10 protein-coding genes are annotated in these 16,386 nt (G+C 42.3%); 2 read left to right on the forward strand and 8 right to left on the reverse strand.

Annotated features, from left to right (window positions below; genetic code table 11):
* Positions 1-85 precede the first annotated feature (85 nt).
* Positions 86-1,045, forward strand: coding sequence for a 1-aminocyclopropane-1-carboxylate deaminase/D-cysteine desulfhydrase (locus tag V7L07_RS21555; RefSeq protein WP_335060937.1), 960 nt, complete (start codon positions 86-88; stop codon positions 1,043-1,045).
* Positions 1,046-1,132: 87 nt separating this feature from the next.
* A complete protein-coding gene (locus V7L07_RS21560; protein WP_335060938.1) occupies positions 1,133-2,074 on the forward strand; it encodes a M48 family peptidase in 942 nt (313 codons plus the stop codon).
* Positions 2,075-2,644: 570 nt separating this feature from the next.
* Here the strand turns inward: V7L07_RS21560 and V7L07_RS21565 are convergent.
* The 8 genes from V7L07_RS21565 to V7L07_RS21600 all read right to left on the reverse strand — a co-directional run bounded on the left by V7L07_RS21565 (position 2,645) and on the right by V7L07_RS21600 (position 16,311).
* On the reverse strand, positions 2,645-3,688 hold the full coding sequence (locus V7L07_RS21565; RefSeq protein WP_335060939.1) for a cyanophycinase: 1,044 nt from the start codon (positions 3,686-3,688) through the stop codon (positions 2,645-2,647).
* A 364-nt stretch (positions 3,689-4,052) separates the two neighbouring features.
* Positions 4,053-5,303 carry a cupin domain-containing protein gene (locus V7L07_RS21570; RefSeq protein ID WP_335060940.1) on the reverse strand — a complete coding sequence of 417 codons (1,251 nt, stop codon included), beginning with the start codon at positions 5,301-5,303 and terminating at the stop codon, positions 4,053-4,055.
* 152 nt (positions 5,304-5,455) lie between these two features.
* A complete protein-coding gene (locus V7L07_RS21575) occupies positions 5,456-6,598 on the reverse strand; it encodes a cupin domain-containing protein (protein WP_335060941.1) in 1,143 nt (380 codons plus the stop codon).
* A 4-nt stretch (positions 6,599-6,602) separates the two neighbouring features.
* The gene (locus V7L07_RS21580) at positions 6,603-8,444 is read right to left on the reverse strand and encodes a GMC family oxidoreductase (protein WP_335060942.1); all 1,842 of its coding nucleotides are present in this window, start codon (positions 8,442-8,444) and stop codon (positions 6,603-6,605) included.
* Between the two features lie 23 nt (positions 8,445-8,467).
* The gene (locus V7L07_RS21585) at positions 8,468-9,541 is read right to left on the reverse strand and encodes a gluconate 2-dehydrogenase subunit 3 family protein (protein WP_335060943.1); all 1,074 of its coding nucleotides are present in this window, start codon (positions 9,539-9,541) and stop codon (positions 8,468-8,470) included.
* A 242-nt stretch (positions 9,542-9,783) separates the two neighbouring features.
* The gene (locus tag V7L07_RS21590) at positions 9,784-11,658 is read right to left on the reverse strand and encodes an alpha-amylase family glycosyl hydrolase (protein WP_335060944.1); all 1,875 of its coding nucleotides are present in this window, start codon (positions 11,656-11,658) and stop codon (positions 9,784-9,786) included.
* Positions 11,659-12,237: 579 nt separating this feature from the next.
* Positions 12,238-13,425, reverse strand: coding sequence for a glycosyltransferase family 4 protein (locus tag V7L07_RS21595; RefSeq protein ID WP_335060945.1), 1,188 nt, complete (start codon positions 13,423-13,425; stop codon positions 12,238-12,240).
* 219 nt (positions 13,426-13,644) lie between these two features.
* Positions 13,645-16,311, reverse strand: coding sequence for a PAS domain S-box protein (locus tag V7L07_RS21600; RefSeq protein ID WP_335060946.1), 2,667 nt, complete (start codon positions 16,309-16,311; stop codon positions 13,645-13,647).
* Between the last annotated feature and the right edge of the window lie 75 nt (positions 16,312-16,386).

Consider the following 16,386-nt stretch of genomic DNA (forward strand, 5'->3'; position numbering starts at 1 on the left):
CATTGAATTACTCAATGTTTATCATTACTTTTATATTCAATGATGAACGTGAGAGAATGTAAAATCTAAGTTAGAATGCTGACAGATGTCGTTAATCTTTATTCCTCCTCCTCTACAACTCAACACCAGCGAAATTGCCCGTTACGCTGGTGTTGAGTTGTATGTGCTGCGGCTCGATCTCATGCACCCGTGGGTTAACGGCAATAAGTGGTTCAAGCTGAAATACAACCTTTTAGAAGCTAAGGAGAAAAATTTCACAACGCTGCTGACTTTTGGCGGCGCTTATTCTAATCACATCTATGCAACTGCGGCGGCTGGTAATCTTTTCGGATTCCGTACCATTGGCGTAATTCGTGGAGAGGAGAGGCTACCGCTGAATCCGACGCTGAGTTTTGCTGTACAGCAGGGTATGCAGCTTGTGTACCTAAATCGTGAGACGTATCGACAGCGCAATACACCAGCGCTACATGAATATCTGCAACAACGTTTCGGTGAGGTGTTTATCATTCCCGAAGGTGGTAGTAATTTAAATGGTGTGCGCGGTTGCACAGAGATTCTTAACGAAGCTATGCCTACGGCTGGCTACGGCTACGCCTTTGATTATATATGCGTCGCCTGCGGTACAGCTACCACACTAGCTGGTATTGCTCTTTCCTTACATCAAAAACAAAAAGCGATCGCTTTTCCCGTTCTGAAAAATGGGGCTTTTCTTGCACAAGAAATCGAAAGTCTATTGACAAATTACCTCGCCTCTGGTTTACCCGCGCCATATAGTTCTCCAGCTTCCTGGGAATTGGTGTGTGATTACCATTTTGGCGGCTATGCAAAGGTTAACAACGAGTTGCGACTGTTCAGCCAGCAGTTTACACAGGAGCATGGCGTACCCCTTGATTATGTATATACCGCTAAAATGTTTTACGGGGTGATGGATTTACTCAATCAGGGATTTTTTTCTAGAGGCGATCGCCTATTGCTGGTACATACAGGAGGTTTACAGGGTAATATCGGTATGGAGGAGCGATGGAGCGATCGCAATACATTTTAGTGAAGCCAAAAACCATATATAAAGAGTTTCTACCTCGTGCCTCAAAATCTGTAACTTTGTACTTCATACAAAAGAAAACTGCTGTAAATGAATGTTGAGAGTATTCGTCTAAAAAATATCAAATTACAACAAAATAGTATCCTACAAAGAATTTTTCATTTAGCCTCAAATTCTAATGATGATTCCACCCAAATCCGACATTTAAATCAAACTTTAATTAACACAGCAACAACAATTGAAACAATATGTTCTAACAAACAAGCAACGCCAGCAAATCTGACTCCTTCATCCCGTAAAATCTACTCATGGATTAAGTTTTTGACAGATGAACAGTATTTACAACTTCACCTGAAAGCTACTGTCTGTATGTTAGAAAGTGCTAAACAACTTCTGAATATACATCGTCAAAACTCACTCCAGCTAATGATTGAAATAACTAATTTAGCTGGACTATATCAAGGTAAAAGGTCTGCGAGTGCAGCTAATATAATGATTAATGAGGGATTTATAAATGCACCAAAAGCAGTTTTGCAAGCGTTAGTAGAATCTGCTCTTGTTGGCAAAAGTCAAGATAATACACAACTTATCAGGTCATTTGCCAGTACAGGAGAATACACCAATATTTTGTTAGAGCTTGATTTAATTACCGAGGTAGTGGCAGAAAACCCGCAAGGCAAATTTTATAACCTAAATGAGTTATTTGATAAAGTAAATCGTGAATATTTTGCGGCAAGTCTTGCCAAACCACGCCTAGCATGGAGTCGAATTAACACTTACCGTAAATTCGGACACTACGAATCAGCAAGAGATAGAGTAGTGATGAGTTTAACCCTTGATGATCCTAAAGTACCTGGGTTTGTAGTTGAGTTTGTGTTGTATCACGAATTGCTGCACAAGTACCACGGTATAAAGTGGGTTCAGGGAAAAAGAATGGTTCACACTAAAGAATTTCGTGTTAGTGAAAGCCAGTTTAAATCCTATAAGGAAGCATCGAGATGGTTAGAAAAATTGGTATCTTTTGTACATTAAGCTAACTAGCAGCATCATAACTCACCAGGAACTTTTAGTAGAGTTTAAAAAGCAAATAGTTTTTGACAGTATTATGGTCTGTGATAGTGCATTATATAGTCAAGAAAACCTCAAATTAATTGAACTTTCAATTTTTCCCTTTATCTTCTAGCTTTCTTAGAGGTTGTTTGAAAAGTTTTTTTATACGCCTAACCCTTGGAGATCCCCCTAAATCCCCCTTAAAAAGGGGGACTTTGATTCTGGTTCCCCCCTTTTTAAGGGGGGTTAGGGGGGATCAACGAGTGCCTAAAATTACACTTAACTACTTTTCAAACAACCTCTTAGCTGTTGGCTCGGCTAGATTTCCACACCTATATGGATAGTGAGTTGTCATTGATTGAGGATTTATTGCTGAAGTAAGTCGGCACAATAAAACCAAACTGTGTAAAGAAAAGTAAAGAAAGCTCAAACTCCCTCTCCCCCTGCTCCCTGCCTTATCCCAACAATAATTATTTACGCCGACTTACTTACAATTGCAGAGGTGCGAGGGGCAGAGGGGAAAACCCTTCTCCCTTACTCCCCACTCCCCACTCAATAAGGATTTGAATCAATCCGTCCCCTTTTAACACTCCTGAGATAGTACCCAGAGGTTGGTCTGTTTCTCAAGTTAAAGGTGTCGCCACTGCGAACTTTCCAAATTTTGTAATTAGAAAAGGTCAAAGGCTTTCGGGGTTCGCATACTTCTGGCTGATGATTGCCAAGTACAAAATATGCCGCACCCCTACCCATAACTTTCACCAAACCGTTTTTATCCACAAGAACCGATGTACTTTCACTAACCGCTATGCCTAAAACACTGCTAGATACACCATCCTTAATTTGACGGGCAATAAAAGTCATAATTCGACCCATTCTTTCTCGCCTGTCGAAGTGTGTATCTACAATAGTTCCCTTCAAATTACTCCAATTGAAAAAGTTGTAAGTAAAAGTAATGTCCCGGTAAGGATCTTCGAGTGCGTCTCTAGTTTCGATGCCTTTTTCGGAAGAAGCGCAAGCATCATAGACACAATCACTTTGGATCATTGCACCCGCACTAGTGCCACCGACACCACCTCCCTTCAGGTAAACTGACTTAACGGCGGTTTCAAGCTTGGTATCTTTCCAATTGCGGATATACTGACATTGGTCGCCACCAGCAAAGAAAACTACATCAGCATTTCGGACTTTTTCAAAAATCTCGGATTTGTTTGCTTCTTCTCTACTACTAACCACAAGAGTTTCTACAAAGTTTACGCCCTTCATGGCATAAATTAGCCGATTGTAATCGTGATTACCACTCGTGCGGATAACTACAACATTAACTTTGTTGTTGGAGTTACTACTTCCCCGAACTTGGTTAATCATCCACTGAATAGCATCATCGACATCGGGACCACCCCCACCCAAACTCAGAACTGGCCCCCCTAAGGAAGGACGGATATCATTGGAGGGAGAGTGGCGGACATCAACAGTGTCACCCAGGAAGTAGCGTTTCCAGTTTTCGATAAAACGGGTTATTAGGAAGGTTCCCATCTTCAACAACTTGATTCCTATATTTTTCAAGCGCCTTGCTATGCTTGGGAATGCCTTTGTCATACTAAGCTTCTAGAGCAAACTGCAATTATTGCTAGGCTGTGACGCATTTTGATGGCTTATTTATTCGTGAAATTCGTCCTTTGTTATTAGTCATTTATCAGTCACCTTTTGTAAATAATCAATAACAAATGACAGTCTTGACGAAAAATGTGCAATCTAGATGTGCCTTAGCTTAACTGTCGCACTAGTGAGGGTAAAATTTCCAGCGTACAGGTCTTGTACTGTTTTTTAACGCAAAATAGCGCAGAGTAATCATTAATTCTCTGCGCTACTGTGCGAAAATCTCCATATTGCTTGTAGCGTTTAATTCCAGCCAGATGAATGAAATCTAAAATAGACTACTAGTCATGCTACCAAACTTGTATTAATCATAACCCCCAAACATAAACAGAGAAACTTGTTCATCAGTAGCATTCATTAAAGCGTGGAGATTACCACCTTTGAGCATGGCAAAGTGTCCAGGTTGTAGTGTACGGATTTCAAAGCAGCGTTCTCGCTCTGGCATTTTGCACCAATCACCTACTACCATAAAGCCTTGGCCATCCATCATCAGAAAAACTTCCTGATTATCACGATGGCGATGTAAACCAATGCCACAGCTAGGATTGAGGATATGCAAATCCATGTAATCTACGGCAAAGAATCGTTCAAAACCGTTGCCATGATTTTTAGTACCAAAGGCGTTGAAGTTCCATGATTCTAACTGGCGACCCAATTCTGGTTTACTGGAGTAGCGCCCATAATTAGACATCAAATTGCGATATTCCAAAAAGCCAACACCACCGTGAGGGTTAGGACTGATACCTGTTCCCAAAAAGTGATCCCATCCCCGGAGGATCATGTTGAATTCGTAGTGGTAGTTTGCCCCATTTTGGGAGTCCCAAATTTTTTCGCTAAAATCTGCCCAAGCAAGTTCCACATGGAGGGGTAACACAGGATGCATTGTGTTTGTGGGGGCAACGTCCAGTATATAGCGATCGCTTAATACTTCCCGATTAAAATCTGATACACTGCCATGTACTAAGTCAGTCCGTACTTGGAGTTCACCGCGATCAAAGGCATTGCGTCCCTTGTCGTCTAGCTGACTTCGCAGATCGTTGCCTGGATAACCCCAAAACTCAATTTCATAGCGATCGCTCAGTGGATTATACGGTACTAAAAGCGGAGTCGGAGTTGCTACTCCTGCCACTTTAATCCAGAGTTTAATTTTTTCTCCTAGTTTATGATTGGCAGCAACGGATAACTTTGTATCAGGGCCGCCACGGTAAGAAACTCGCAAAAATGGCCCTGTCCACTCTCCCACAGTTACCAACCCCCGAATTAAAAAGGTGTCGGTACTAACGAAATCCTTGACATTTTGTTTTTGGAAATCTGTTTTATTGTCCTGCTGAGTTGGATCGAGAATATTAGCATCATTTCCCTGAGGCCCATATAAAACTAGGGATTCATAGGGAAATAAATACTGGAACTCCCCAGTTAAATAAAAATCACGTTCAGCCGCTAGTTGGGAACGTTCTAGAAAGTTTAACAACTTCAGCAGCGGATTACCCCGACTATACTCAGGCGGGGTATTGGGATCAACTTTAAAAACACTGTCAGAATGAAGGATAAACATGGCAGAGATGGATCAAAGAATTTTGGATTTTAGATTGACCCCATACTTGAAAGTAGGGACGTAAAGAATTTTAGATTTTAGATTTTAGATTTTAAATTTTGGATTGGAAATTCAAAATTTAAAAATAACAAATCCCAAATCTAAAATTCGGTTTAGATTGTGTGATATAAGAAAGCAACGAATTTTAGAGGTTGTGTACCAGGGTTACGAATGCCATGCATCCCACCACTCTTGGTGAAAATAATGCTACCTGGTTTCACCGGCAGTTCTTTAAATTCGCGTTTCCCCAGTCCCATCACTTGACGTTCGACAGTCGGGTATTTATCGGTTGCTGGATCATCACCGACGCGCATGTAGGCAATGCCCTCACCCTCGGTGATGTAGTACAATTCTTCCGTGCCAATATGTTGGTGAGTGCCTTCGACTTTGCCGGGAGGAATTGTTACTTCGTGGAAGAAGATGTTGGAACCGCCTAGTTCTCGTTGCACAATCCAGCGCATATCAATAATGTTGTCGTCTCCTCGATCTGGATTGTCGCTATCCATCATGGCATTGCGATAGCGCACAGGCTGAATGTTTGGTGCTTGCAAAAACCAGCCGCGTTGGAAATTGATCAGGTAATTTTGATCCGAGATCGTATTTTGCGGTGAACTGGGTTCTTGGGTGCGGGGTTCTTGGTGCGATCGCGAATAGTCATTATCCCAACAGGCATCAGCATCACTAATTTGGTAGCCAGTGGGTAAATTGCGATCGTTTTCCCGAAATGCCAATTCTATCTGCGTCAGTGCTTTGATATCTTGTAAAGCTGCGTTAAATGCCTTGACTCGCGTAATTGGCCCGTTACGCCCCATCTGATCCAAAATCTGAAAATCGTGGTAGCTGGTGGCGGGAGCTTCTAGGGTTTCCCAAATCTCCACCTCGTAAGCATCAATCCACGGACAATAGTGCAGCTTGACTCTAGACTCTGCTTTTTTGCTTTGATCTTCCGGTAATAGCCTCACCCAAGCAATTATACCATTACTGAGCAACCGCTTTTTCTCGCGTACTTGCTCTACTAAACGACTGGATCTGTATTCCAGTCTCAGGAAATTACTGATAAATTTGCCATCAAGATATACTTCTCCCTTCAGAGCATTGATACCCAGGTAGCTGCGAACCTCGCGCACATTGTAACGGTAGCGGGGACTGCGGGTAGCGTTGAGGTATTCAGCATGGTAAATGCGATCGGGAAAGAAGACGACTTTGAAAATCTCATTCCACGGATTACTTTGAATATCGTTAAATGCTGGGTCCATAAAGTTAAAGCCTCTTAAGTAATTCGTCAGCTACCCGAAAAGAATTGGCCTGAATTGTCAAGGTGGGATTCGCGCCTCCGGAAGTGGGCATAAATGAGCCATCGGTGACGTAGAGGTTATCAAAGTCCCAAGCTTTACAATTGCGGTCTAGCACAGAATCATTGCGGTCATTACCAAACCTTGCTCCCCCAAGAATATGGTTAGCAATCCGTGCCAAGGCGTTTTCTGCCAGGTAAACGCCACCCTGACCTTGAAATTCAAATTTGAATTCGCCAGGAATTGTATCACCACCCAATTTCAAAATCTGGCCACACATTTCAGCCAAGGTGTCCATGAGATATCTATCGTGACTGTGCCATTGTTTGATGATGTGAGCTACAGGACGACCCCATTTATCTTGAATTGTGGGATGGAGTTCAATCCGATTGGTCTTTAGGGGTACTTGATTGGCCATAAAGCTGACGGATAAACCCCTGCCTATGTTGTTGTCCAAAAAGTCAGTCAACCCTTGAGCCGCTAAACTGGTATCCTCAATAAAGCCTTTCCAAAGCGTGTCTAAATCTCGACTACCGTGGGTACGTCCGAGAGAAATAGGCAAGGCTTGATCGGAAGTATTGTTGTAGACTGCTCCACCAGCCCAAAGCCCTCTGCTTTTGAGAAAGTCGTCAGTGGCGCAAGCATCGGTTGCCCAATCAGCATCGAGAGCTAAGGTTTTATCGCTACGGGTGGGCATGAGGGCGCTAGCACCTCCAAAACAGTGGGTAAGGAAGTATTTACCCAGTAAATCATTTTGGTTGATGCGTTTATTGAATTCGGAACTCAGCTGTGCTGACAGCTTCAGCAAGCGAATAGATTCAATGGCAGAACAGGCTACGATTACCAACTTTCCTTGAACAAACCGGGTTTTGCCACTAGGATCGCGGTACACAACTCGGCTGACTTTCGACCCCTCACTTTCTAGATGGGTGACTACGCAGTTTGTGCGAATTTCAAAGTTTGGTAAATTAGCGATCGGGCTGAGTAAAGATACCCAAGTACTCGATTTCACACCCAAAGGACAGCCAAAGCGGTTCACATAACTGGTTTTGAGGGTTTCGGGGTCTTTGGGAACTTTGCGCCCACTGGGTTCATGGTCACGGGTAATCACCGCTAGGGGTGTGCGGTAGGGCTTAATCGGTTTACCAGCACCCAATTGCTCACCTAGCTTGTCCATACCCGCTTTCGCATAGTTACTAATTGGGTTAGGTTCTAGGGGCGGTTGATAGCTATCTTTACTAAAAGGCTTGAGTTGGTTGTCAGCAGTGCCGTTAAGACCTACAAGGTATTCAGCTTTCACATAGTACGGCTCTAGCTCATCGTAACTAACAGGCCAATCACGCGCTTCTCTCTGGACATCGCCATTCGGGTCATTTTTTAAGTCATTACGTCCAGCATTAAAGCTTTGTAGGCGTAAATCGGTAGGTGTAAACCGCAGAGAAACACCACCATAAAGTTGAGTACCGCCGCCTACTACTTGGGCTGTATAGCCTTCGATTGTGGCTCTATCTTGTCCATTGGGATCGCGGTAGATATGCGGCTCGTCGTTAATATCTGGTTCAACGTGGCTAGAATAAAAGGCTTCATTGAAGTTAGCAACTCCCGGAATGCGGATGCGCTTTTCTGGGCCATCAGCAAATAATTCGTCACGCTTAAAGTCACTTAACCCCTGAGGATTCTGATACTGGGGTCTAAATAGCGGGCCTTTTTCCAGGATTAGCACTGATTTCCCAGCCTTCGCTAAAGTGTAGGCAATGGGCGAACCCCCAGCGCCACTACCAACAATCACTACATCAAATTCAGTTTGCATATATATTCTCCTGAGGAAATCAATTAGCCCCGATAATCGCTGTTAAGTCCAAGGGGTGCTTCTATCGCTCTGCGCCAATCAAATAGGGTTTTGCCGTTCTGATCTGTATACCTTTCTGAGAGATAAGCCCAACCTGTTCCTCCCACGTTGCCACCATATTTCGGATGAGAAAATGCACCTGTAAATGTGTGACGACGCAGTAATTGGAGGAAGAAACGGGGTTCTTGGTATTGCTGATAATTCCAACCGTTGACTTGGTTAGTAGCCATTTCGTTATACAGGTCGATGTACAACTCTTTAGAGACATCTTTTGGTTCAACGTAGGGATTGCGCTGTCTCAATATTTGGTTAATTTGACCTAAGCAAATTTTGTAATCAATTAAATGATGATTTTCTTCTCTAGCTAAAATGTTGTCAATAAAGTTTGCCGCTCCTACAGATTCATCTAGACGATAAGCATAGGCATATTGCACTTGTTTATCTTGTTTACCCAAAAAATTGTAATAACGGTTCAAAAAGTTCTCCCCTTCCTTGGTTCGGAAAGGCAAAATATGATCTACTAATCGAGTTACAATGTCAAATTCCCAATCTTCAAAGTTCAATGGTTCAGTGCATAATTGGGTAAAAAAGCGTGACCATAATTGACCGTTATCAAGCTGGGCGCGTTGGGGATTGATTGGGTCTATAATCGCCTGCCCATCAACGATAAATTTATAGGTGTGAAATTGTGCTTTCGGTACGACAATGGATAAAGCATAATATCCTGTGGCTTCCCCGGCAAAGTTAACAGGCTGAAGTGGAATTGGCTCATAAAGGTTGGCAAAAGTCCCAATCACAGCAACATCTTTTGGTGGTGTTGCTCCTGGTTGTTGATAGACAAAAGTTACTACGTTGGAAGAATAACTTTTAACAAAATCTTTACCATTGCTGTAACTATCGATAATCGGAAATCGCCAATTTTCGGCAATACGAGAACGGGGATCATCGTCAGTCAATTGTCCAAAGTTATGACGGGAATCTTTATTATCTCTGGCGATAAATTTAGTGCAGTGGTTAAGTACGTACTGGTCGTCTGTTTGTAGAATTTCAATAGCCATTATTTTTTCGTGGTAGATATTTATCAATGGGTTTTGGCGTCAGAAAAGTTTTGTAGTGCAGTACTTTTACACCCCCTCTTTCATCTATGAAGATCGCTTTTATGAGTGTACTACTCACTTACACAAGAACTCTCTGAAACTCTGATTTTTTTGTATATATGCGCCTTTTACGGTAGCTTTCTCCTTCGGAAACCCTATGCGAACGGCAACGCCAACGCATCTACGTTTTTCATAATTTTGCGTCAGTCCGATGATTGAGAGAAAATCAAGACGCTATAAGCCCCAATCCCAACATTGGCACGGAAGGGCATACCATCAGAATCATTGGGATTGCTGCGATCTGCAAAGGTGTCATAACCAGGATGGTTGCCAAAATCTGGGCTGTAGCCATTCCAGTCACTATTAAACCTCACTCTCCAAATTCCGCCGTTAGGAAAGCCCAGACTATAGCGATCGTAGGAGCGATCGCCCATATTCACAACAACAACAACATCATCCCCTACCCCACCGCGATCCCAACGATGGAAGGCGATAACTTTATCGTTATTGTTGACATGATGTACATTTACATACTGTCCACGTAAACCTCTAGTATTGTTATTCCAGTTGCGACGTAAACGAATTAACGACTGATAAAGATTCCAAATACCACTAAATTTATCTTTCTTGCTCCAATCTAAAGTACCAGAATCACTCCAACTTCCCCACTCCAGAAATTCCTGACCTTGAAAAATCATTGGAATTCCAGGAGATGTAAAAACGAGAGCGGCTGCTAATGTAGACCGTTTGCGGGCAAACCAACTATCTGCATTACCACGCCAAATTGCTTCCGGGAGTCTGACTTTGTGGTTAATTTCAGCTACTTCATCATGATTTTCGCTGTAGATAACTCGTTTCCAAGCATCGGTTTCAAACCTCTGCAAAATAGCGTCCCGCACGCTGTACATATTACGGGCGCTATCTGTGGGAGCTACCACTGCATTAAAAATAGAATAATAAAAAAAGCTACCCCATTGAGAATCAAATCCTGCTCCCCCGCCTCCTGTACTACGGTTGATCCATTCGTTGTTTTGCAAGTCTTCCGCAATGGTAATCTTCCACGGCATCTTGCTATCTATTTCATTATTGATCGATTGCATCAAACTCCAGCCTTCAGGAATATCATTTTCAGGCTCGTTGTTCTTGCCGTAAATATTACGAATATTGACTGTAGAATCAAACCGTAAACCGTCTATTTGATATTCTTCTAGCCACATCAGAACGTTGTCACGGATATATTGCCGCACTTCACGCCGGCCATAATCTGGGCGAGGGCCAAAACCTGTTTGTACACGTCTGTCATTGTAGAAATAGATCCCATCCCCATCATTTTGACTCCAACCATCAAACCGCCGTAGAGAATAATCTAGTTCTTTATCACCAAAATGGTTATAAACTACATCGAGGATGATGGCTATGCCCAATTCATGGGCTTTTTTGACAAAGTTTTTAAAGTCATGAGGATCGCCATAATTACTTTCTATATCAAAGGGAAAAGCCGGATTATAGCCTAGAGAATATTCCCCTGGGAAAGCAAAAATCGGCATCAGTTCAATAGCATTGATACCTAAGTCTTTTAAAATGGCTAGTTTATCGATTATTGAACTGAAATTTCCCGGCTTGTTTTTAGTTCTATTAAAAGAAGCTACGTGCATCTCATAAATCACTAATTCATTCCAAGGTGGCATATTGAAGGTATTGCTTCCCCAGTCAAACTTATCTGTGACAATCACACCATCAGCGCCATCATTGTCGAGGACATGTTTGCAGTAGGGATCGGTGCGCCACCATAGAGAATCAGCTGGTATGAAAGATCCTTGAATTAAATAGCGGTACTTTTGGCCTTCTTTAGCTTCAGGAACATCTACAGACCAGTATCCATTATTTTCAGAGGCGAGGGGATTTGTGGTTGTAGACTTATTATTAAAATCTCCAGCCACATAAACTGCTGAAGCAAATGGCGCCCAAACCCGAAAGGCTGTTCCTCCTTCGTAGGGAATAGCTCCCATTCCATTACGGGTAGAGGCTTTGAGCGCAGGTGTACCTAAAGTAACACTTACTTCGGTTGAAAGCGTCATAATTAAATTTATCTCCAGAAGATGACTCAATAGTGATGAAGTTGCTGAGGGAATTCCAAATAAAAAACATCCCAAATTTTCTTGTGGGGTGGGCAACATGAGCGCCCTAAATCTGGGACGGGTGGGGACACCCATCCCACAAGATGGATAATTTATTTCTTGGAAGTTTCTAACTCAAAGCGATCGCAAAACAGTTGTATAGAAGTGAATTATAGGAATCTGGTTTGATTCGGAGAATTTACTTGCGTGGACAGGGAACAGGGGTACATACGTAGTGAGTCTTGTTCAAAAATCTAATTTCTATATGTGGATTCATACTGCAATTGAGCAACGTCAAAACCAGGTGAAATTTGTACTGCTGAACAAATTACAGCAGTGCCTCTTGTGGAATTATCAAAAGCTGATTAGGAATTTATGCAGGCTTTAACAAAGTTTACATTTCTTTACTTACAGCAGTTTGCAAGTAAATGAGGTACAAAATGCTGGACTCCAGATTCAGATATAAACAGTTTCTATCTCCTGTCTCAAAACCAGTAGCTTTTGTACTCCATGCAAAAGAAAACTGCTGTACTTGATTGATTACCAAGCTATTTGCGATCGCTCTTGCACAACTTGCTGATAAACTCGATCGGTTTGCTTGGCTAACTTTGGCCAGCTAAAGCGGCGTTCTAAATCTTCATAAGCGTTATCTACCAGCCATTGGCGATAACCCGGATTTTTCAATACTTCCAAAATTCCCCAAGCTAAAGAATCGGGATTGTTCACCCAAGTTACAATACCTGTTTTGGTATGTTGCACCACTTCAGGAAAACCACCAGTATCAGAAACTACTACAGGAACACGAGAAGCAAAGCTTTCTAAAGCCACAATTCCAAAGGGTTCGTAAAGACTTGGAAAAACCGCGCAGTCAGCGATAGTTTGAAATTTATCTAAGTAATCATCGGAGAGAAAACCAGTAAAATAGCAATGATGCCAAATTCCCAAATCCCAGGCTTGGCGCTTGAGATGGTCAGTATTGCCGCCACCAACGATCACAAATTTAACATTACCTCCCATTTCTGAAAGTATCTTAGGTGCGGCATTGAGCAATATAGGTACACCTTTTTCGTAGGTCATGCGACCGAGGTAGTAAACGATTTTCTCATTGTCTGTGGCAAATTGGCGGCGAAAATCTAGAGCATGAAAATCTACGTGATGCTGTTTCTTTTCGGCTCGGATACCGTTATAAATAACATCGATTTTATCCCAAGGACTATGTAGCGCTCGTTCTACTTCTTGGCGCATATAGTCGCTACAAACAATAATCCGCCAAGCATTGTAAGCCAGCAAGGTTTCTTTGCCATTTATATAGCCTTGGATGTCTGTGTGAATACCGTTGTAGCGTCCATATTCTGTAGCATGAATTGTGGCAATTAGTGGTATTTTAAAATTATGCTTCAGAGCGATCGCAGCGTCTCCGACTAACCAATCATGGGCATGAATTAAGTCAAAGGGCCCTTCCTCCAAAATTAACTTACCACCATGATCTCCCATACTCAGGTTGAGATTGACTACCCAGTGGAAAAAGTCGTTACTATGTGCTACTGGCACTCGATGTACTTTTACTCCCTCAACGACCTCATACATCGACGCCTGACCAAACTCCGCTGTAATCAGGTGGATTTCATGTCCTAGCTTTACCAACTCCGGGTACAATTCCGCTACATGCCGCGCAATTCCCCCAATAATCCTTGGTGGAAACTCCCAACTCAATACCAGTATCTTCATCTACTAGACTCCCCGACACTTTACAAATATCTAATATCTAAACAACTACATTTACCTAAAAATACAGGTCTAGCGAATGCAGTGAGTACTTTTACTAAAATTTTTAGATTTTTTAACAGTGATTTTGTTAAAGGTTATCAACTATAGGCTAAGGATAGAAGCAAGGTATAGTAATAATTCGTAATTAGGAGGACTATTGTCCGTTTTGCAACTCAGGCTTTAAGAAGGAGTCACGACGCAAACAGCATGAAATCGATCGCGCCCTTGCTGTTTAGCGATATAAAGTGCTTTATCTGCTGCATTAATCAAGTCTGGGGGCGAAATTTCGCAGTTTGGTACAATGCTGACAACGCCTAGACTAACGGTAACGCGATCGCACACACGAGACTGAGTATGGGGAATGGCTAAGTCGCGGATTGCTTGTCCAATAGTTTGAGCTATATAGATTGCTCCTTGAATATTTGTATTAGGCAGAATGACAGCAAATTCTTCACCACCGTAACGGGCGACTAAATCGGCTGGACGCTTGACAATATTTTTCAGGGCACTTGCTAATTGCCGCAAACAATCATCCCCCGCTAAATGACCATAAGTATCATTGTAGAGTTTAAAAAAATCGACATCGAACAAAATTAAAGACAGTGAAACTTGCTCGCGTTTGAGTCGATGCCACTCAGCCTCAAGATACTCATCAAATCGGCGGCGATTGGCTATTTGAGTCAAGCCATCTAAGGTAGCTAATCTTTGCAATTCTTCATTGGCAGCTTGCACTTGCTGGTAGAGTACTGATTGATGAATCGCGATCGCCACTTGACTTGCCAACTGCTGCAATAAATTAACTTCAAATTCTTGCCAGTAACGAGGTGCTACACACTGGTGAACAATGAGTAAACCCCATAGATGCTCTCTATTCAAAATAGGGGTTATTATAGCAGCTTTAATCTGATATAGTTGCAATAACTCAAAAAGATCGGCTGAAAAATCAGACTCCTGAATTTCATGGAAGACTTTAGGTAATCCCTGGTAATAGTCGCTAAAATCTCGGTTAAGCGAAAATGGGTGCATTGTCAGTTCTAATCTCTGAGGATACTCATCACGAACTGATTCGGCCGCAAAATGTCCACTTCCGTCAGATTCTAACTGGTAGATAGCTACGGAATCTGAACCCAAGCACTGGCGAATACTGTTGACTGTTGTATTCAGAACTTCTTCCAAATTCAGTGATTGTCGAATCTGTTGAGTTACTTCAGTAATTAGCCGTTCTCCCTCAGCCTGCTGTCGCAACATCACTTCAACTTCTTTACGAGTACTAATATCTTCTACCGAACCAAGAATCTGCGTTGGAGTGCCGTTAGCATCTCTGGCAAATACTACTTCTCGTGTATTCAGCCAACGCCACTCTCCATTTTTGTGTCGGAATCGGTATTCGGTGGAAAGTACTTCATTGTCTTGAAGATGGACAAAGCGAGTTGATAAATTATGGCAGAGGTGTTGATCGTCTGGATGAAAGCAATTTATAAACCACTGGGGATCGGCGTTACAAAATTCCTCTGGAGAGTAGCCTAAAACTGTCACACTTTTCTCGTTCAGATAAACACTTGTTCCTTTTAAAAGGTCAAACAGATACAAAATATGCGGTACACTGTTAGCAACCTTTTGCAGAAAGTCTTGGCTTGAACGCAATGCTTCTTCAGCTTTGTAGCGTTCGTGCAGGGCGGCTTGATATTCAGTAATATCTCGTCCTTCTGAGATGAGTAATGTCACACGCCCGGTTTCATCAAGTATAGGACGTACTGAGAAATCAATTGCGATCGCTTCACGATCTCGACCTAAAACTTCAACTTCATAGCGAATCGATTCACCATTAGCCGCAGCTGCGATCGCAGCTTTTAATTGCGCTTGGGTATTTGGAGAATTTGTCCACCATTTTGCTTCCCAAAATAGCTTGCCAACTACTTCTTCTCGATCAATTCCAGCAAAGTCTAGTGCTGTTTGGTTAGCTTCTAATACAATACCATCCGGCTGAAGCAATCCGATAAATTGAATGGTTTGATTGAAGATCGCCCGGAATTTTTGCTCATTCTCGCTTAAAGCTTGTTCTACCAATTTGAGGTCAGTAACATCTCGTCCAACAGATTGAAGTTCTACAATCGTTCCCTGGTCATCAAATATCCCACGAACAATCCACTGTGTCCACCGTATCCCTTGGTAAGTTATGGCCCGATTTTCAAGAGTAGTCATGGGATTTTCTAAACTAATGGAATTTACCAGACTAAACACACGTTCCCGATCTTCTTCAAACACAACCGGTTCATAGTGTTGGGCAATAATCTCTTCTTGCTTCAGTCCAAAAAATCGACAATAAGCTTCATTAACGTAAGTAATAGTACCATCGGGCAAGCCTCTAGCGATCAGTTCTGTTTGGTCTTCAAGTATGGCACGATAACGCGCTTCGCTCTCTTGTAGTGCGGCTTCTGCTTGTTTGTGTTCGCTAATATCAAACACTAAACCCTGAAGCAGCTGAGTTTGCCCATCAGCACATAAAACGAGATTGGCTTGGTTTCGTACCCAAATTGTTATGCCATCGCGTCTGATCATTCGATACTCGACACTCAAAAGCTCTCCGTTAGCAATTGTAGTGTTTACAGCTTGCCAAAAGCGATCGCGATCGTCTGGATGAGTGAAATCTAACCAACTTTTGAATAAACCAAAATTCCAGTCTTCGGGGGCAATGCCTAATAATTGTTGCAGTTGTGGACTAATATAAGCTTCTTTAGTTGTGTCATTAATGGGTGAGACATAAACAACACCGGGAATTTGTTCTACGAGAGTGCGATACTTTTGTTCTGCCTCAGAGAGTTGTTCTTGGGCTTGCTTGCGACTCATGATGTTTTGAATTTCTAAAATAAATTATCATTTTTTCTGTTAGAAATCCTGCACGAGAGACACACTTAAGAATTG

The organism is Nostoc sp. (assembly GCF_036916985.1).
Classification (GTDB): Bacteria; Cyanobacteriota; Cyanobacteriia; order Cyanobacteriales; family Nostocaceae; genus Nostoc.

Bases quoted from the DNA above. Each gene is read 5' to 3' on its own strand.
- V7L07_RS21555 (WP_335060937.1), top strand. From the start codon at position 86: ATGTCGTTAATCTTTATTCCTCCTCCTCTACAACTCAACACCAGCGAA.
- V7L07_RS21560 (WP_335060938.1), top strand. From the start codon at position 1,133: ATGAATGTTGAGAGTATTCGTCTAAAAAATATCAAATTACAACAAAAT.
- V7L07_RS21565 (WP_335060939.1), bottom strand. From the start codon at position 3,688: ATGACAAAGGCATTCCCAAGCATAGCAAGGCGCTTGAAAAATATAGGA.
- V7L07_RS21570 (WP_335060940.1), bottom strand. From the start codon at position 5,303: ATGTTTATCCTTCATTCTGACAGTGTTTTTAAAGTTGATCCCAATACC.
- V7L07_RS21575 (WP_335060941.1), bottom strand. From the start codon at position 6,598: ATGGACCCAGCATTTAACGATATTCAAAGTAATCCGTGGAATGAGATT.
- V7L07_RS21580 (WP_335060942.1), bottom strand. From the start codon at position 8,444: ATGCAAACTGAATTTGATGTAGTGATTGTTGGTAGTGGCGCTGGGGGT.
- V7L07_RS21585 (WP_335060943.1), bottom strand. From the start codon at position 9,541: ATGGCTATTGAAATTCTACAAACAGACGACCAGTACGTACTTAACCAC.
- V7L07_RS21590 (WP_335060944.1), bottom strand. From the start codon at position 11,658: ATGACGCTTTCAACCGAAGTAAGTGTTACTTTAGGTACACCTGCGCTC.
- V7L07_RS21595 (WP_335060945.1), bottom strand. From the start codon at position 13,425: ATGAAGATACTGGTATTGAGTTGGGAGTTTCCACCAAGGATTATTGGG.
- V7L07_RS21600 (WP_335060946.1), bottom strand. From the start codon at position 16,311: ATGAGTCGCAAGCAAGCCCAAGAACAACTCTCTGAGGCAGAACAAAAG.